Origin of the sequence: Delftia sp. WSY_12, assembly GCF_043104645.1 — a bacterium.
Lineage (GTDB): Bacteria > Pseudomonadota > Gammaproteobacteria > Burkholderiales > Burkholderiaceae_C > Comamonas > Comamonas tsuruhatensis.
This window is the reverse complement of the sequence record NZ_JBICKW010000024.1, coordinates 240878-257121: the sequence shown is the minus strand read 5'-3', so window position 1 is coordinate 257121 and position 16244 is coordinate 240878. Positions and strand designations below refer to the sequence as shown.

At 68.3% G+C, this 16244-nt stretch carries 15 protein-coding genes; 10 read left to right on the top strand and 5 right to left on the bottom strand.

Annotated features, from left to right (window positions below):
• Window positions 1-28: 28 nt before the first annotated feature.
• Genes ACF8LI_RS16100 through ACF8LI_RS16080 form a run of 5 tightly spaced genes read left to right on the top strand, consistent with a single transcriptional unit; the run spans window position 29 to window position 4670 of the window.
• Window positions 29-1192, top strand: coding sequence for an ABC transporter substrate-binding protein (locus ACF8LI_RS16100; RefSeq protein ID WP_392413333.1), 1164 nt, complete (start codon window positions 29-31; stop codon window positions 1190-1192).
• 50 nt (window positions 1193-1242) lie between these two features.
• A complete protein-coding gene (locus tag ACF8LI_RS16095) occupies window positions 1243-2115 on the top strand; it encodes a branched-chain amino acid ABC transporter permease (RefSeq protein ID WP_013799989.1) in 873 nt (290 codons plus the stop codon).
• Window positions 2116-2118: 3 nt separating this feature from the next.
• Window positions 2119-3213: a branched-chain amino acid ABC transporter permease gene (locus ACF8LI_RS16090; RefSeq protein WP_392413332.1), complete on the top strand. Its 1095-nt coding sequence runs from the start codon at window positions 2119-2121 to the stop codon at window positions 3211-3213.
• Window positions 3206-3964, top strand: a complete 759-nt coding sequence (locus tag ACF8LI_RS16085; RefSeq protein WP_126311553.1) for an ABC transporter ATP-binding protein — start codon at window positions 3206-3208, stop codon at window positions 3962-3964. The genes ACF8LI_RS16090 and ACF8LI_RS16085 overlap by 8 nt, the downstream gene beginning before the upstream one ends.
• Entirely contained in the window at window positions 3957-4670 is a 714-nt protein-coding gene (locus tag ACF8LI_RS16080; protein WP_392413329.1) for an ABC transporter ATP-binding protein, read from the top strand. The genes ACF8LI_RS16085 and ACF8LI_RS16080 overlap by 8 nt, the downstream gene beginning before the upstream one ends.
• Window positions 4671-4702: 32 nt before the next feature.
• Here ACF8LI_RS16080 and ACF8LI_RS16075 read toward each other — a convergent pair whose 3' ends face one another.
• The 5 genes from ACF8LI_RS16075 to ACF8LI_RS16055 all read right to left on the bottom strand — a co-directional run bounded on the left by ACF8LI_RS16075 (window position 4703) and on the right by ACF8LI_RS16055 (window position 9894).
• Window positions 4703-5548 carry a nucleotidyl transferase AbiEii/AbiGii toxin family protein gene (locus ACF8LI_RS16075; protein ID WP_392413328.1) on the bottom strand — a complete coding sequence of 282 codons (846 nt, stop codon included), beginning with the start codon at window positions 5546-5548 and terminating at the stop codon, window positions 4703-4705.
• Window positions 5545-6159: a type IV toxin-antitoxin system AbiEi family antitoxin domain-containing protein gene (locus ACF8LI_RS16070; protein WP_016447321.1), complete on the bottom strand. Its 615-nt coding sequence runs from the start codon at window positions 6157-6159 to the stop codon at window positions 5545-5547. Before ACF8LI_RS16070 ends, ACF8LI_RS16075 begins: the two co-directional genes overlap by 4 nt.
• A gap of 101 nt (window positions 6160-6260) precedes the next feature.
• Window positions 6261-6734 (bottom strand): hotdog fold thioesterase, encoded by a 474-nt coding sequence (locus ACF8LI_RS16065; protein ID WP_012202024.1) that lies wholly within the window; start codon window positions 6732-6734, stop codon window positions 6261-6263.
• 130 nt (window positions 6735-6864) lie between these two features.
• Window positions 6865-8379, bottom strand: coding sequence for an acetyl-CoA hydrolase/transferase family protein (locus ACF8LI_RS16060; RefSeq protein ID WP_012202025.1), 1515 nt, complete (start codon window positions 8377-8379; stop codon window positions 6865-6867).
• Window positions 8380-8586: 207 nt separating this feature from the next.
• Complete coding sequence (locus ACF8LI_RS16055; protein ID WP_392413326.1) at window positions 8587-9894, bottom strand: solute carrier family 23 protein; 1308 nt, start codon at window positions 9892-9894, stop codon at window positions 8587-8589.
• A 195-nt stretch (window positions 9895-10089) separates the two neighbouring features.
• On the opposite strand from ACF8LI_RS16055, the gene ACF8LI_RS16050 reads away from it, so the two are divergent.
• The 5 genes from ACF8LI_RS16050 (at window position 10090) to minC (ending at window position 16228) form a co-directional block, all read left to right on the top strand.
• Window positions 10090-12153 carry an acetoacetate--CoA ligase gene (locus tag ACF8LI_RS16050; protein WP_392413324.1) on the top strand — a complete coding sequence of 688 codons (2064 nt, stop codon included), beginning with the start codon at window positions 10090-10092 and terminating at the stop codon, window positions 12151-12153.
• An 88-nt stretch (window positions 12154-12241) separates the two neighbouring features.
• Window positions 12242-13399 carry an acyl-CoA dehydrogenase family protein gene (locus ACF8LI_RS16045; protein ID WP_392413322.1) on the top strand — a complete coding sequence of 386 codons (1158 nt, stop codon included), beginning with the start codon at window positions 12242-12244 and terminating at the stop codon, window positions 13397-13399.
• An 84-nt stretch (window positions 13400-13483) separates the two neighbouring features.
• Window positions 13484-14500, top strand: coding sequence for an acyl-CoA dehydrogenase family protein (locus ACF8LI_RS16040; RefSeq protein WP_392413320.1), 1017 nt, complete (start codon window positions 13484-13486; stop codon window positions 14498-14500).
• A 24-nt stretch (window positions 14501-14524) separates the two neighbouring features.
• The gene (locus tag ACF8LI_RS16035) at window positions 14525-15313 is read left to right on the top strand and encodes a crotonase/enoyl-CoA hydratase family protein (RefSeq protein WP_126311557.1); all 789 of its coding nucleotides are present in this window, start codon (window positions 14525-14527) and stop codon (window positions 15311-15313) included.
• Window positions 15314-15481: 168 nt separating this feature from the next.
• Window positions 15482-16228: a septum site-determining protein MinC gene (gene minC, locus ACF8LI_RS16030; protein ID WP_392413318.1), complete on the top strand. Its 747-nt coding sequence runs from the start codon at window positions 15482-15484 to the stop codon at window positions 16226-16228.
• The last annotated feature ends 16 nt before the right edge of the window (window positions 16229-16244 follow it).

The following is a 16244-nucleotide window of genomic DNA, read 5'->3' as shown; positions in this document are numbered from 1 at the left end:
AAGACCCATCGACCACAAGGAGACACGCATGAACACCGATCGCAAACACTGGGCAGCCCTCGCCCTGACGGCCTCCCTGTCCTGCGGCGCATATGCGCAGGACAGGATCAAGGTCGGCTTCATGCTGCCCTACAGCGGCACCTATGCGGCACTGGGCTCGGCCATAGAAAACGGCTTTCGCATGTTCGTGAACGAGCAGAGCGGCAGGCTGGGCGGGCGCGAGATCGAGTTCTTCAAGGTCGATGACGAGTCCGATCCGGCCAAGGCCACGGACAACGTCAACCGCCTGATCAAGCGCGACAAGGTCGATGTGCTGGTGGGCACCGTGCATTCGGGCGTGGCCATGGCCATGGCGCGCGCGGCCAAGGAAAGCGGCACCGTGCTCATCGTGCCCAATGCGGGCGCCGATGCGGTCACGGGCGCCATGTGCGCGCCCAACATCTTCCGTTCGTCCTTCTCCAACTGGCAGTCCTCCTATCCCATGGGCGTGGTGGCGGCCAGGCAGGAAGGCAGGAAAACCGCCATGACCATCACCTGGAAATACGCGGCCGGCGAGGAGATGACCAATGCCTTCAAGGAAGGCTTCGAGAAGGAGGGCGGCAAGGTCAGCAAGCAGCTCACCGTGCCCTTTCCCAACGTGGAGTTCCAGGCCCTGCTGACCGAGATCGCGGCTGCCAGGCCCGATGCGGTGTTTGCCTTCTTCGCGGGCGCGGGCGCCGTCAAGTTCGTCAAGGACTACCACGCGGCCGGCCTGCACAAGACCATCCCGCTGTACGGCTCGGGCTTTCTGACCGACGGCACGCTGGAGGCCCAGGGCGAGGCCGCCCAGGGCGTGCTGACCACGCTGCACTACGCCGACGAGCTGGGCACGGAGCGCGACCGGCGCTTTCGCTCCGCCTATGCCCAGGCCTACAAGCTGATGCCCGATGTGTATGCCGTGCAGGGCTACGACGCCGCCCAGATGCTGGGCGTAGGCCTGAAGGCGGCGGGCGGCGACATCGCGAAGAAGGCCGAGTTCCGCCAGGCCCTCGAGAAGGCCACCATCCCCAGCCCGCGCGGCGACTTCACCATCAGCAAGTCGCACAACCCCGTGCAGGACATGTACCTGCGCAAGGTCGTGGGCAAGGAGAACCAGCGCATGGGCGTGGCCATCAAGGCCCTGGGCGATACCGGCCGCGGCTGCCGCATGTGAGGCGCGGGGCGCACTCATACGGACGAATACGCACGCATACGGACATCGCCATGGACCTTGCCACCTTTCTCGTGCAGTGCCTGAACGCCGTCCAGTACGGGCTGCTGCTGTTCCTGCTGGCCTCCGGCCTGACGCTGATCTTCGGGATCATGGGCGTGATCAACCTGGCCCATGGCAGCTTCTACATGATCGGCGCCTACATGGCCTTTGCGCTGTCCCCGCTGCTGGGCCAGCACTTCATCACCATGCTGCTGGCGGGCGTGGCGCTGACCGTGGTGCTGGGCTATGCGCTGGAGTGGGCCTTCTTCAGCTACCTCTACGAGCGCGAGCACCTGCAGCAGGTGCTGATGACCTTCGGGCTGATCCTGGTGTTCGAGGAGCTGCGCTCGCTGCTGGCGGGCAACGACGTGCATGGCGTGCCGCTGCCCGGCTGGCTGTCGGGCAGCTTCTCGCTGGGCGGGCTCATGAGCTATCCGTGGTACCGGCTGTTCGCCTCGGGCGTGTGCCTGCTGGTGGCGCTGGCGCTGTACTGGGTGGTCAACCGCACGCGCCTGGGAATGATGGTGCGCGCGGGCGCCAGCAACCGCGACATGGTGCGCGGCCTGGGCATCGATGTGAAGCGCCTGTACCGCATCGTCTTCGCCATCGGCGTGGCGCTGGCGGCACTGGCGGGCATGATCGCCGCGCCCATGAGTTCGGTCTATCCGGGCATGGGCGGCAACGTGCTCATCATCTGCTTCGTGGTGGTGGTGATCGGCGGGATCGGCTCGATCACGGGCGCGCTGCTGGCCTCGCTGCTGGTGGGCTTTGTCGATACCTTCGGCAAGCTGTTCTTCCAGGAGCTCAGCGGCATGAGCGTCTACCTGCTGATGGCGGTGGTGCTGGTGTGGCGGCCCCAGGGCCTGATGGGGCAAAGGAGCTGAACAATGGCCGTATCCAATCCTTCTCCTGCCCTCCTGGCGGCCGCCGTGCAGCCCCTGCAGCCTGTGCAGCCTGTGCAGCCCGTAGAGATGCCGCAGCGCGCCTGCCGATGGCAGGCCTGCGCCGTGCCGCTGGCCTGCGTGGCGCTGCTGGCGCTGGCCGGCCCCTGGTGGTCGGACTATCTGTCGGGCCTGGTGGTCAAGACCATGATCCTGGCCATCTTCGCGCTCAGCCTGCAGCTGCTGGTGGGCGGCACGGGCCTGGTGAGCCTGGGGCATGCGGCCTTCATGGGCCTGGGCGCCTATGCCGCCGTGCTGTCCGCAGGCAACGAAGGCGGCAGCCTGTCGGCCATGCTGGGCTGGGCGCTGCTGGCCTCGGGCGGCTATGCGCTGCTGGTGGGCCTGCTGAGCCTGCGCACGCGCGGCATCTACTTCATCATGGTGACGCTGGCCTTCGCACAGATGGCCTACTTCGTGGTCCACGACACGGGCATCGGCGGCGGCAGCGATGGCATCTACCTGATGGCCCGGCCCGCGCTGGGCGCCATCGACATGGAAATCCCGCGCGTGCAGTACTACCTGGTGCTGGCGGCCCTGGTGCTGGTCTATGCCTTCCTGGCCGGGCTGCGCCAGTCGCGCTTCGGCGCGGCGCTGGCGGGCATACGCGTCAACGAGCAGCGCATGCGTGCGGCCGGCTTCACCACCTACGGGTACAAGCTCGCGGCCTTCGTGCTGGCCGGCATGCTGGCCGGCGTGGCCGGCTTTCTGCTGGCGGTGCGCGATGCCGTGGTCAACCCCGAGCTGCTGTCCTGGCACCACTCGGGCGAGGTGCTGCTGATGGTCATCCTCGGCGGCCTGGGCTCGCTGCGCGGCGCCGTGCTGGGCACGGTGGCCTTCATCGCGCTCAAGGAGGTGCTGTCCACGCATGCCATCGTCGGCCCCATGGCCGACCACTGGCAGCTGAGCCTGGGCCTGGCCATCATCGTGCTCGTGGCCCTGCTGCCGAAAGGACTGATGGGGCTGATCGGGCTGGCGGGCCTTGCACGGCAACGCGCTGGAGTGCACAACGAGGTCCATCACAAGGAGGCCGGACATGGCTGATGCGGCACTGCTTTCGGTGCGCGGCCTCACGCGCCGCTTCGGCGGGCTCACGGCCGTGGGCGGCGTGGACCTGGACCTGCACGAGGGCGAGGTCCATGCCGTGATCGGCACCAACGGCGCGGGCAAGTCCACCCTGGTCAACATGCTCTCGGGCGAACTGGCGGCCAGCGCGGGGCGCATCGCGCTCGCGGGCCAGGACGTCACGCGCATGCCCCAGCCCCGGCGCGCGCGTGCCGGCGTGGGCCGCAGCTACCAGCGCACCACCATCTTTCCCGAGTTCTCGGCGCTGGAGAACTGCCGGCTCGCGGCCCAGGCGCAGATGGCGCTCAGGCCCTGGCAGCTGGGCCTGTCCGCACAGCGCTGCGCGGACAGCCTGCGCCAGGCCCATGCGGCCCTGGAGCGTGCGGGCCTGGCCGGGCAGGCGCTGGCCGTGGCCGGCACGCTGAGCCACGGCGCCAAGCGCCAGCTTGAAGTGGCCATGTGCCTGGCCACCGGCCCGCGCGTGCTGCTGCTGGACGAACCGCTGGCCGGCATGGGCGCCGAGGAGACCGAGCGCATGCTGGCCCTGCTGCAGGAGCTCAAGCGCGGCCACGCGGTACTGCTGGTCGAGCACGACATGGACGCCGTGTTCCGCATCGCCGACCGCATCACCGTGATGGTCAATGGCAGCGTGGTGGCCACGGGCACGCCAGCGCAGATCCGTGTCGATCCCGTGGTCCGTACTGCGTATCTGGGAGAAGACCATGACTGAGCCCATGTTCGCCATCGACGAGCTGCATACCTACTACGGCGACAGCCACATCCTGCAGGGCGTGAGCCTGGCGCTGGGCGCGGGCCAGGCCGTGGGCCTGCTGGGGCGCAACGGCATGGGCAAGACCACGCTGATCCGCACGCTCATGGGCTATGTGCCCGCGCGCCGCGGCCGCCTGCGCGCCGATGGCCGCGACTGCACGGGCGCGCCGCCCGAACGCATGGCGCGGCTGGGCATTGGCTATGTGCCAGAGGGGCGCGGCATCTTCCCCAATCTCAGCGTGCGCGAGAACCTGGTCATGAGCGCCCGGCCCGGCTTGCAGGGAGAGCGCCACTGGACGCTGGAGCGCGTGCTCGACACCTTCCCCCGGCTCGCGGAGCGCTTGTCCAACGGCGGCGACCAGCTCTCTGGCGGCGAGCAGCAGATGCTGTCCATAGGCCGCGCGCTGATGACGCACCCGCGCCTGCTCATCCTCGACGAAGCCACCGAAGGCCTGGCCCCCCTGGTCGTCGCCGAAATCTGGCGCGTGATCGCCGCCATCCGCAGCACCGGCATCTCCACCCTGATCGTGGATCGCGACTACAAAAAGGTCCTGGCCCACACCGACCGCGCCGTGGTCATGGCCAAGGGCCGGCTGGCGCTGCAGGCCGATTCGCGGGAGCTGCTGGCGCAGCCGGAGCGCCTGTCGGAGTTGCTGGGGGTTTGAGATGGTGGTGGGCGGAGGACTTCCAGGCGGTATCAGAAGATGCCGCATTGCTGGAATTCCTCTCGCAGCCTTGCCACGACAGGGGCCAGTTCCAGCGCTTCAAGCCGGTTCTTCTTCAGGAAGGCGGCCCACTGCGCCTGCTTGGCCGCATCGCTGCTGAAACCATCGCTCAATCCGGCAGGCAGGCCTGCGGGCAGCGCGAGTTGGCGGCGCTCGAAGGTCGCTGCCGTGGCACGCCGCAGTTCGGCAGGGTCCAGCGTGCCTTCGGTCATCAACACCCAGAGATCGAAGTAGTCCTTCATCCGGGTATTGGCCATGCCCAGCAGGCATATCGCGTGGAGTTTTTCGGCCACCACGGTGTACTTGGGGTAGCTGCGCAGTTGCGGTGCGGGCAGGCCGTCGAGCAGCACGGGGTAGCGGATGGTTTGTGGCGATGGTGTCACGGCATCGCCGAAGCCTATGTCCACCTGCAGCGTGATGCGTGCACCGTCCAGCGTGGCGCGCAGGTCAATTCGTACTCCGCCATAGCCTGCTTCCTTGCGGATGGCGGTTCCACGCACCGATGCGGCATCGAAGGCAATGCCGTCGTCCACGGCAATCCCGCAGATCTCGCGGAAAGCGCTCACCGCCGAGTCAACGTCGTCCAGGCCAAAGCCCAGCAGATCGGCGTCGCGGGTCGGCCTGTGCGGCTGCTCGTACCAGATGGCAAACAGCAGTGCACCCTTGAGCAGATAGCTATCCGCATGGGGCGAGATGGACAGGCGGTACAGCAGACGCTCCAGGCCATAGTGGGTGAGCGTGAGGTTGAAGTCCTGCCGGCGGGCGTCCGCGCATTGCTTCAAACGTGCACGGATCGAGGCTGCGATATCGCGGCTCATGCGGCGATGCTTTCAAGGTAGGGGCGCATCACATTGCTGACGCGGTCGATGGCGGCGTAGTGCCAGAGCGCGTCGGCCGTCAGCTTGCGCTGCGCCCATCCGTCGCGCAGTGCTTCCAGCGCCACATCCAGGCCGATCTTGTTGCGGTACTTGAAGCAATCGGCCACGGTCTTCGATGCGTTGAAGACGGCGACACCGACGCCATCGATCTGCAGGGTTTCCACGCCTTCGGACAGTGCCGCACCGGACATGCGGATGGCGCGCAACGCAGGCTGGTCTATGCGAGGCGTGGGCGAGTGATGGGGAATGGCCATCCACACCTCGAAGGGTGCCTGCGTTCCTATGCCGTGGACCCGCAGCGCGGACAGCAGGCAGACCACGCCCTGCGGCACGCGCAGGGCCACTTCCGCCAGCGAGCGGTGCTCGCTGAGCGGCCGGCCCGGCAGGCTGTACAGGCCGCGTGCAACGCGTTCAAGGCGGCCTGCCGCGACCAGCCGGCTCAGCGCCATGGTCGGCAGGCCAAGCGCGGCAAGGTCGCGTGCGCGCAGCAGCGGCCGTTGTTCGGCCAGTGCCAGAACGGCTTGTTCGAGCGCGGAGCCAGGAGCGGGCATGCCGGAGTCTGTTGTATTGATTAGGCAATTATCAATAACTGAAGAAGAAATACAACGGACAACAGCAACGTGACCGAGACGGTTCCCGGTCCATCAAGCGGTCAGGGCTGGGCCGCCACCGGCGGCTGCGCCGCGAGCTTGACGTTCTGCGCATGCGTGGGCGGCAGCAGCGCCATGGTCAGGCTGCAGGTGCAGGTCAGGCGGCCGGTTTCGTCATGCAGTTCGATGGCCCAGACATGGGTGGTCTGGCCCAGGTGCACGGGGCGGGCCGTGCCCGTGACCCAGCCCTGGCGCGCGGCGCGCACATGGTTGGCCGAGACGTTCAGGCCCACGCTGCGCCAGCCCTCGGGGATGGAGCAGGCCGCGGCCACCGAGCCCAGGGTCTCGGCCAGCACCACGTTCACGCCGCCGTGCAGGATGCCGTAGGGCTGGCAGGTGCGCTGGTCCACGTGCACGCGGCCGCGCAGGAAGTCGTCACCGATCTCGGTGAACTCGATGCCCAGGTGCGAGACGGCCGTGTCGGCGCTCAGCGAGGTGATGTCTTCAAGGGTGAAGCTGCGCTTCCAGATCGGCATGGGAGAAGTCCTGTGGGTGCAACGAAAAAGACGGCGCCGGGGGCCGTCCTTGCATGCTACGCCAGTCCAGGCAGCCATGCCGATGGCTGCCTGTAGCCCAGGAGACTGCACGCTAGCGCGCTTGCGCGGTTCAGGCGCGCATGTCGCCCGTTTCGACAAAGCGCTGGTGCCAGCTCAGCGCTTCGCCCAGGATGTGCGGCGTGTGCAGCGCGCCCTGGCGCTGGGCGCGGTCGAAGTAGTCCTGCAGCTGGGGGCGGAAGTCGGGATGGGCGCAGCGGTCGATGATGACCTGGGCGCGCTTGCGCGGCGACAGGCCGCGCAGGTCGGCCAGGCCCTGCTCGGTGACGATGATCTGCGTGTCGTGCTCGGTATGGTCCACGTGCGAGCACATGGGCACGATGCAGCTGATCTTGCCGCCCTTGGCCACCGAGGGCGTGACGAAGAAGGACAGGTAGCCGTTGCGCGCGAAGTCGCCCGAGCCGCCGATGCCGTTCATCATCCCCGTGCCCATGACGTGGGTGGAGTTGATGTTGCCGTAGATGTCGGCCTCGATCATGGAGTTCATGGCGATCACGCCCAGGCGGCGCACCAGCTCGGGGTGGTTGCTGATCTCCTGGGGGCGCAGGATGATGCGCTCGCGGTAGAAGTCGATGTTCTCCTCGAAGTCCCTGTAGGCGCTGCCGGACAGCGAGATCGAGGTGGCCGAGGCGCGGCTCATCTTGCCTGCGCGCAGCAGGTCCAGCATGCCGTCCTGCAGGACCTCGGTGAAGCCCAGCAGGTTCTCGAACGGCCCCGTCAGCAGGCCGGCCAGCACGGCGTTGGCCACGTTGCCCACGCCCGACTGGATGGGCAGCATCTCCTTGGGCAGGCGGCCCATCTTCATCTCGTGCGCGAGGAAGTCGATGATGGACGCGGCGATCAGGTTGGAGTTGGCGTCGGGCTGGGCGAAGACGTTGTCGCGGTCGCCCTTGTGGGTCTCGACCACGGCGACCACCTTGGCCGGGTCCACGCGCAGGTAGGGCTCGCCGATGCGGTCATCGGCATGGGTCAGGGCAATGGGCACGCGGCGCGGCGGGATGGCCGTGCCGTAGTAGATGTCGTGCATGCCTTCCATCTTGGCCGGCGGCTTGGTGTTGACCTCCAGGATCACCTTGTCGGCGATCTCCAGCCAGGTCTTGTTGTTGCCCACGGCGGTGGAGGGGATGAGGCGTCCGTCCTCGGTCACGCCCAGCACCTCGACCACGGCCACGCTCATGGGGCCCAGGAAGCCGAACCACGCATGCTGGGCCACGTGGGACAGGTGCATGTCGATGAAGTCGATCTCGCCGGCATTGATCCTGGCGCGGCAGGTCGGGTCGGTGTTGAAGGGCAGGCGCTGGCCCAGTGCGCCGGCCTCGGCCAGGGCGCCGTCCATCTCGGCGGCCGTGGAGGCGCCGGTCCAGACATTGATCTTGTAGGGCCGGCCGGCCGCGTGTTCGCTCTTGGCGTGCTGGGCGATGGCCTGGGGCAGGGCCTTGGGGTAGCCCGCGCCCGTGAATCCGCTCATGCCGACGTTGACGCCGTGGGGGATCAGGGCGGCGGCCTGCTCGGCCGTCATGGTGCGCGAAAGGAATTCTGGGAAACGTACGCGGTCTGCGAGGGACATCTATGGCTCCGGCTGACGGCTCGCGCCAGCCGGCAGGGTGCCGCAGCGCTGGCTTGCAAGCCTAAAAAAAACCGCCCCATGCAAGAACGCAAGGGCGGTATATCTCCGGAAACCGATGGTAGCAGCGCTGGCAGCGGCCCTCGGGTTTCCCCGTAAAGGCCCTGCCGCGCAGTCAAAGGCTCAAAGAATGTTTGCGTGTGCTCACATTCAACGAATCAGTGGCTGATCGTCGCGTGCGTGATCCAGCAGCGCGTACAGGATGATGGCGCCGAAAGTCGCGGTCCCGATGCCGCCCAGCGCGAAGTCGCCGAACTTGAGCGTGAAGTCGCCCGTGCCCAGGATCAGGGTGATGGCCGCCACGATCAGGTTCTTGTTCTGCGAGAAGTCCACGCGGTTGTCCACCCAGATCTTGGCGCCGGCCACGGCGATCAGGCCGAAGACCACGATGGACACGCCGCCCATCACGGGCAGCGGGATCGCTTGGATCAGCGCGCCGAACTTGGGCGAGAAGCCCAGCAGCACGGCCAGGACGGCGGCCACGAAGAACACGGCCGTCGAGTAGATGCGCGTGGCGGCCATCACGCCGATGTTCTCGGCATAGGTGGTCACGCCGGTGCCGCCGGCCGCGCCGCTGACCATGGTGGCCACGCCGTCGCCGATGAAGGCCCGGCCCATGTACTGGTCCAGGTTCTTGCCCGTCATGGCGGTCACGGCCTTGATGTGGCCCAGGTTCTCGGCCACCAGGATGATGACCACGGGCACGATGAGCACCATGGCCGGGCCGCTGAACACGGGCGCGTGGAACTGGGGCAGGCCGAACCAGGCGGCATTGGCCACGCCCGACAGGTCCACGGGCTTGCCCATGCCCAGCACATTGGTGAACAGGCCGTACAGCAGGCTGGCGGCGATCAGGCCCACCAGGATCAGCAGGCGCTGCACCATGCCGCGCGTGAACACGGCCACCAGGCCCACGCAGACGAAGGTCAGGGCCTGCATCCACGACTCGAAGTTGTTGGCCGCCATGTTCTTGACGGGGATGGCCGCCAGGTTCAGCCCGATCACGGCCACCACGGCGCCCGTGACCACGGGCGGCATGAAGCGCTCGATCCAGCGCGTGCCCACCATCTGCACCACCAGGCCGATCAGCGCATAGACCGCGCCGCAGGCAATGATGCCGCCCAGCGCCACTCCGATGTTGCCGTTGGCGCCCTTGCCGCCATAGGCCGTGGCTGCGATCACCACGCCGATGAAGGCAAAGGACGAGCCCAGGTAGCTGGGCACCTTGCCGCCCGTGATCAGGAAGAAGATCAGCGTGCCGATACCGCTCATGAGCACGGCCACGTTGGGGTCGAACCCCATGAGGATGGGCGCCAGCACGGTGGAGCCGAACATGGCGATCACGTGCTGTATGCCCATCAGCCCGGTCTGGGGCCAGGGCAGGCGCTCATCGGGGCCGATCACGCCTCCCCGTTGCAGCTGGTCGGCGGATTTCTCCGTCCATTGGAAAAGGCCCATGTGGCATCGCTCCTTGTAAAAAATTGGCGCGATATTAGAGGCATTTGTTTTCTGGCAGGAGGGGGCGAGCGGAAATTTTTTCCCAGTGTTTGTGCGCAGATACGCGATCCGGCCCGCAGACTTTGTCGCCCAGGTGCCAGGCTAATGGCTTTCCCGTCTGGGCTCGCGGGCAGCGCGCGCGTACCGTGGCCGGTCATGAGCCATACCCCTGCCTTCATCCCCCAGATCCGCCTGTACCAGGACTGGCTGCGCGAGCGCCACGGCCTGCAGTTCGACAGCTACGACGCGCTGTGGCGCTGGTCGGTGACCGACCTGGACGCCTTCTGGCAAAGCGTCTGGGACTACAACGCGCTGCAATCGCCTACGCCGCACACGGCCGTGCTGGAGCGCAACACCATGCCCGGCGCCCAGTGGTTTCCGGGTGCCCAGATCAACTACACGCGCCAGGCGCTGCGCCATGTGGATGCCGCCCATGCGGCCGGCATGCCCGCCGTGGTCAGCCGCAACGAGACGGGCCGCCACCGCGAACTGTCCTGGCCCGAGCTGCGCCGCCAGGTCGCCGCCCTGGCCCTGCACCTGAAGGCCCAGGGCGTGGGCCGCGGCGACCGCGTGGCTGCCTACCTGCCCAACATCCCCGAGGCCATGGTCGCCCTGCTGGCCACGGCCAGCCTGGGCGCCGTCTGGAGCATTTGCGCGCCCGACATGGGCACCAACGCGGTGCTGGACCGCTTTCGCCAGATCGCGCCCAAGGCGCTGATCGCCGTCGATGGCGTGCACTACGCCGGGCGCGATATCGACCGCATGGCCGTGCTGGCGGAGCTGCGCGCAGGCCTGCCCAGCGTGGAGCATGTGGTCCTTGTGCCCAACCTGGACCTGCAGGCCAGCCTGGCCGATGCCGCCGACTACGGCCAGGTCACGGCCCGCGACGACGCGGCCACGGCGGCCTTCGAGCCCGAATGGCTGCCCTTCGACCACCCGCTGTGGATCGTCTACTCCAGCGGCACCACCGGCCTGCCCAAGCCCATCGTCCACGGCCATGGCGGCATGGTGCTGGTGGCCCTGCAGCTCAAGGCCCTGCACAACGACGTGGGCTGCAGCTACCGCCCCAACAGCTGGGGCGAGCGCTACCACTGGTACAGCTCCACGGGCTGGGTGATGTGGAATGCCCAGGTCTCGGGCCTGCTGGGCGGCACCACCTGCGTGATCTTCGACGGCAGCCCCGGCGGCAGCAAGGACAGGCCCGACTGGGGCGTGCTGTGGCGCTTCGCGGCCGAGACCGGCGTGACCAGCTTCGGCTCGGGCGCGGCCTTCTACGCCAACTGCATGAAGGCCGGCGTGGACCTGGCCCAGTGCGGCGACCTGTCGCGCATCCGCAGCCTGGGCACCACGGGCTCGCCCCTGTCGCCCGAGGTGCAAAGCTGGGGCACGGCGCAGTTCGCAGGCATGGGGCGGCCTGACATCTGGTGGAACAACATCTCGGGGGGCACCGACTTCGCGGGCGCCTTCATCGGCGGCCACCGCGAACTGCCGCAGCAGCCGGGCATCATGCAGTGCCGCCAGCTGGGGGCGGCCGTGGAGGCCTGGAACGAGCAGGGCCAGCCCGTCATCGACGAGGTGGGCGAGCTGGTCTGCACCCAGCCCATCCCCTCCATGCCTCTGTACCTGTGGGGCGATGCGGACGGCAAGCGCTACCTGTCCAGCTACTTCGACATGTACCCGGCCGGCCATGGCCGCGCGCCCGGCGGCGGTGACGGCCCCGCCGCCATGGGCCCGGTCTGGCGCCACGGCGACTGGATACGCATCCTCCCGGACGGCGGCTGCATCATCTACGGCCGCAGCGACGCCACCATCAACCGCCACGGCCTGCGCATGGGCACCAGCGAGATCTACAGCGCCGTCGAGGCCCTGCCCGAAGTGCTGGACTCCATGGTCGTGGACCTCGAATACCTGGGCCGCGAAAGCTACATGCCGCTGTTCGTGGTGCTGCGCCCGGGCGTGGATCTGGACGACGCCCTGCGCGCGCGCCTGCAGGACGCCATCCGCCAGGCCCTGTCGCCGCGCTTCGTGCCCGACGAGATCGTGCAGGTGGCCGAAATCCCGCGCACGCTCAGCGGCAAGAAGCAGGAGCTGCCCATCAAGAAGCTGATGCTGGGCCAGCCGCTGGACAAGGTGGTCAACAAGGAGGCCATGGCCAACCCGGGCTGCCTGGACTGGTACGTGGGCTTTGCGGCGCAGCATGCCAAGGCACAGGCTGCCTGATATTCAAACGGTATCAGTGGCTCGGTTTTTAATATTGGACTGCGACAGACCGGCTGCCTAGAGTGGGGTCCAACCATGGAGCCCTGCAATGAGCGTGCTTGATTCCCTTGCCCTGACCCGCATCCCCGCCGAGGACGAAGCCCTGCGCGCCGAGGTGCGCGCCTTCCTCGCCCAGGCCATAAGCGGCCTGCCGCCCCATGTGCGTGCGCGCTCCTGGGGCGGCTACAGCGCCGAATTGAGCCGGCAACTGGGCGAAAAGGGCTGGATAGGCGTCACCCTGCCGCGCGAGTACGGCGGTGGCGGGCGCAGCGCCTTCACGCGATACGTGCTGGTGGAGGAATACCTGGCCTGCGGCGCGCCCGTGGGCTCGCACTGGATTGCCGACCGCCAGAGCGGCCCGCTGATCCTCAAGTACGGCACCGAGGCGCAAAAGCAGTTCTACCTGCCGCGCATCTGCCGGGGCGAGGCCTTCTTTTGCATCGGCATGAGCGAGCCCGGCGCGGGCTCGGACCTGGCCAGCGTGAAGACGCGCGCCGTGCCGAACGGCAAGGGCTTCGTGCTCAACGGCCAGAAGATCTGGACCACCAACGCCCACCACTGCCACTACATGATCGCCCTGGTGCGCACCTCGGGCGAGGCGGGTGACCGGCACAAGGGGCTGTCCCAGGTCATCGTGGACCTGTCGCTGCCGGGCGTGACCGTGCGGCCCATCACCGACCTCTCGGGCGACAGCCATTTCTGTGAAGTCTTCTTCGACAACGTGCAGCTGCCGCCCGGCGCCCTGATCGGCCAGGAAGGCCAGGGCTGGGAGCAGGTCACGGCCGAGCTGGCCTTCGAGCGCAGCGGGCCCGAGCGGCTGTTCTCCAGCATCGTGCTGTTCGACGAATGGCTGGCCTGGCTGCGTGCAACGGGCGAGCGCAGCGAAGGCGCGCTGCGCCTGGCCGGCCGCGTGTTCACCGAGCTGGCCCCGCTGCGCGCCATGTCGGTGGCCGTGCAGGACAAGCTGGTGCGCGGCGAAAGCCCCATCGTCGAGGCGGCCCTGGTCAAGGAGCTGGGCACGACGCTGGAGCAGTCCATTCCCGCCGCCATTGCCGACGACCTGTTCGCACGCGAGGCGTCCGAGGTTCCGCTGGAGCTGCTGCGCACCCTCAACTACGTGACGGAGGTGGCACCTTCGTACTCGCTGCGCGGCGGCACGCGCGACATCCTGCGCGGAATGATCGCGCGTGGCCTCGGCCTGCGTTGAATAAGGTTCCCCCTGAGTTGGGGCGCGCCAGTTTCAAACGGAACGCCCAAGGCCTGGCGTCATGTGTCATGAATGGAGAGAGACATGGAAGACGATTTGTTTGCCGATGCCGCACGCCAGCTGCTGCAGGGCGAGTGCACGCCCGCGCGGGTGCGCGCCATCGAGGCCGGGGGCTCGCCCCGGGCGCTGTGGCAATCGCTGGAGCAGGCCGGCTTTGCCGATGCCCTGGTGCCTGAGCACGCGGGCGGCGCGGGGCTGGCGCTGGCGCAGCTGTTCGATGTGTGGTCGCTGGCCGGCGCCCATGCGCTGCCCGTGCCGCTGGGCGAGACCATGCTGGCGCGCGCGCTGCTGGCTGGCGCGGGGGCGGAGCGTCCACCAGGCGCCATCGCGTTGGCGCAAGGCCTGCTCCAGCCGGATGGCAGCCTGCACTGCGCACCCGTGCGCCTGGGCGCGGTGGCGGACAGCGCGCTGGTGCAGCATGCGCAGGGCTGGAGCCTGCTGCCCGTGGCGCAGGCGCAGTCCGAGCCGGCGGCCTTCTGCCTGGACGTGAACCTGCGCTGGAGCGCCGATCAGGTCCGCGCAGCACCTGCTCCCGCTATCGCCCTGCCGGATGGGCTGGACCTGCGCACGCTGCAGGCCGGCCTGGTGGCGGCGCAGCTGGCGGGCGCGCTCATGGAGGTGTTCCAGCGCACGCTGCAGTACGCGAACGAGCGCCAGCAGTTCGGGCGCCCCATCGGCAAGTTCCAGGCCATACAGCACCAGCTGGCGGTGATGAGCGAGCATGTCTTCGCCGCGCGCATGGCGGCCCGGCTGGGCTGCGCGGGGCAGGGCATCTTCCCCGATCGGCTGCGCGTGGCCGTGGCCAAGGCGCGCTGCAGCCAGGCCGCGCTGGTCGTGGCCGAGGCGGCCCACGCCATCCACGGCGCCATGGGCTTTACCGAGGAATACGACCTGCAACTGTTCACGCGCCGCCTGCATGCCTGGCGCCAGACGGCCGGCTCCGAGTCGTACTGGCACGGTGTGGCAGGCGCCGCGCTGGTCCATGGCCACGCGGGCAGCACGCTGGACCTGATCCGTTCGACCACCGACATCACCGCATAAACCCTTGCTCAAGGAGTCTTCTCCATGTCCTTTCTGAACATCGCCCGCGACGGCGCCATCTGGACCCTCACCATGAACCAGCCCGAGACGCGCAATGCGCTCACGGGCAACACGGCCGTGGAGGAATTCGTGCAGGTCTGCGACGAGATCCGGCGCGACGCCTCGGTCAAGGCCGTCATCCTCACGGGCGCCGGCCCCATCTTCAGCTCGGGCGGCAACGTCAAGGACATGCAGCGCTTCTTCGACGACGCGCTCACGCCCGACGCCATCCGCGAGGAGTACCGCCAGGGCATACAGCGCATTCCGCGCGCCCTGACCCAGCTGGACGTGCCCGTGATCTGCGCCGTCAACGGCCCGGCCATCGGCGCGGGGCTGGACCTGACCTGCATGTGCGACATCCGCATCGCCAGCGAGACGGCCACCTTTGCCGAGAGCTTCGTGCGCGTGGGCATCGTCCCCGGGGACGGCGGCGCCTGGCTGCTGCCGCGCGCCGTGGGCCGCGCCAAGGCGGCCGAGATGGCGTTCACGGGCGAGGCCATCGACGCGCAGGAGGCCCTGGCCTGCGGCCTGGTCAGCCGCGTCGTGCCGGCCGACCAGCTGCTGCCCACGGCACGCGCGCTGGCCGACAAGATCGCCGCCAACCCCGGCGCCGTGATGCGCATGACCAAGCGCCTGCTGCGCGAGGGCGAGCACAGCACGCTGGAATCGCTGCTGGAGCTGTCCGCCGGCTACCAGGCCCTGGCCCACAAGACCGCCGACCACCGCGAGGCCGTGATGGCCTTCGTGGAGAAGCGTAAGCCCCGGTTTCAGTGACCGGGCCCGCCCGGCCCCCGCCACGGGGGCATGGGCCGTGTGTGACACAACACAAATGGACACTCCCCGGTGCCGGCCTCCCGGCGGGAGTGGGCGCCCATGTACTGCACACACAGTACACTTTGCGCGTCGAGAGGCAACTCTCCCATCCACCGCACTCCCAGTCCCATGGCCGTTGAAACGACGAGTACTGCCCGCCCCAGCTTCGACTTCAAGAGCGCGCAGCTGCCCGTGGTGGCCGTGACCCTGCGGGATACCGACGTACGTGCGCTCGTGGCCGACCTGGCCCAGCGCCTGGCCGACGACCCGGATTTCTTCGACAACGACCCCGTGCTGATCGACCTGGCCCATGTGCGCGAGGCCGAGGAGTCCATCGACTTCGCCGTGCTCGTGGAGGCGCTGCGCTTTCACCGCACCGTGCCCGTGGCCGTGCGCGGCGGCAGCCCCGCGCAGATGGAGGCGGCGCGTGCCGCAGGCCTGGCGCCCGCGCCCGAGGCCGCACCCGTGCGGCCCTCGGTGCCCGAGATCGAGATCCAGGAAGTCGTGCGCGAGATCGAGGTGGTGCGCGAGGTGCCTGCTCCCCAGGCCGACGCCCTCATCGTGGACAAGCCGCTGCGCTCGGGCCAGCGCGTCTATGCGCGCGGCACCGACATCGTGGTGCTGGCCATGGTCAGCTATGGTGCCGAAGTCATCGCCGACGGCAACGTCCATGTCTACGCGCCGCTGCGCGGCAGGGCCATCGCCGGGGCGCGCGGCAACACCGAGGCGCGCATCTTCAGCACCTGCATGGAAGCACAGCTGCTGTCGATTGCCGGCATCTATCGCACAATCGAGACCGATCTCCCCGCGGATGTGGCCGCCAGGCCCGCCAAGGTGCGTCTCGACGGCGAGAAAATCCTCATCGAGCCGGTATGACACCGGACCCTTCTTC

Excerpts from the sequence above, each read along its gene's own strand:
- ACF8LI_RS16055 (WP_392413326.1), bottom strand. The coding sequence starts at position 9,894 with ATGGGCCTTTTCCAATGGACGGAGAAATCCGCCGACCAGCTGCAACGG.
- ACF8LI_RS16085 (WP_126311553.1), top strand. The coding sequence starts at position 3,206 with ATGGCTGATGCGGCACTGCTTTCGGTGCGCGGCCTCACGCGCCGCTTC.
- ACF8LI_RS16090 (WP_392413332.1), top strand. The coding sequence starts at position 2,119 with ATGGCCGTATCCAATCCTTCTCCTGCCCTCCTGGCGGCCGCCGTGCAG.
- ACF8LI_RS16060 (WP_012202025.1), bottom strand. The coding sequence starts at position 8,379 with ATGTCCCTCGCAGACCGCGTACGTTTCCCAGAATTCCTTTCGCGCACC.
- ACF8LI_RS16070 (WP_016447321.1), bottom strand. The coding sequence starts at position 6,159 with ATGCCCGCTCCTGGCTCCGCGCTCGAACAAGCCGTTCTGGCACTGGCC.
- ACF8LI_RS16035 (WP_126311557.1), top strand. The coding sequence starts at position 14,525 with ATGTCCTTTCTGAACATCGCCCGCGACGGCGCCATCTGGACCCTCACC.
- ACF8LI_RS16040 (WP_392413320.1), top strand. The coding sequence starts at position 13,484 with ATGGAAGACGATTTGTTTGCCGATGCCGCACGCCAGCTGCTGCAGGGC.
- ACF8LI_RS16050 (WP_392413324.1), top strand. The coding sequence starts at position 10,090 with ATGAGCCATACCCCTGCCTTCATCCCCCAGATCCGCCTGTACCAGGAC.
- ACF8LI_RS16095 (WP_013799989.1), top strand. The coding sequence starts at position 1,243 with ATGGACCTTGCCACCTTTCTCGTGCAGTGCCTGAACGCCGTCCAGTAC.
- ACF8LI_RS16080 (WP_392413329.1), top strand. The coding sequence starts at position 3,957 with ATGACTGAGCCCATGTTCGCCATCGACGAGCTGCATACCTACTACGGC.
- ACF8LI_RS16100 (WP_392413333.1), top strand. The coding sequence starts at position 29 with ATGAACACCGATCGCAAACACTGGGCAGCCCTCGCCCTGACGGCCTCC.
- minC (WP_392413318.1), top strand. The coding sequence starts at position 15,482 with ATGGCCGTTGAAACGACGAGTACTGCCCGCCCCAGCTTCGACTTCAAG.
- ACF8LI_RS16075 (WP_392413328.1), bottom strand. The coding sequence starts at position 5,548 with ATGAGCCGCGATATCGCAGCCTCGATCCGTGCACGTTTGAAGCAATGC.
- ACF8LI_RS16045 (WP_392413322.1), top strand. The coding sequence starts at position 12,242 with ATGAGCGTGCTTGATTCCCTTGCCCTGACCCGCATCCCCGCCGAGGAC.
- ACF8LI_RS16065 (WP_012202024.1), bottom strand. The coding sequence starts at position 6,734 with ATGCCGATCTGGAAGCGCAGCTTCACCCTTGAAGACATCACCTCGCTG.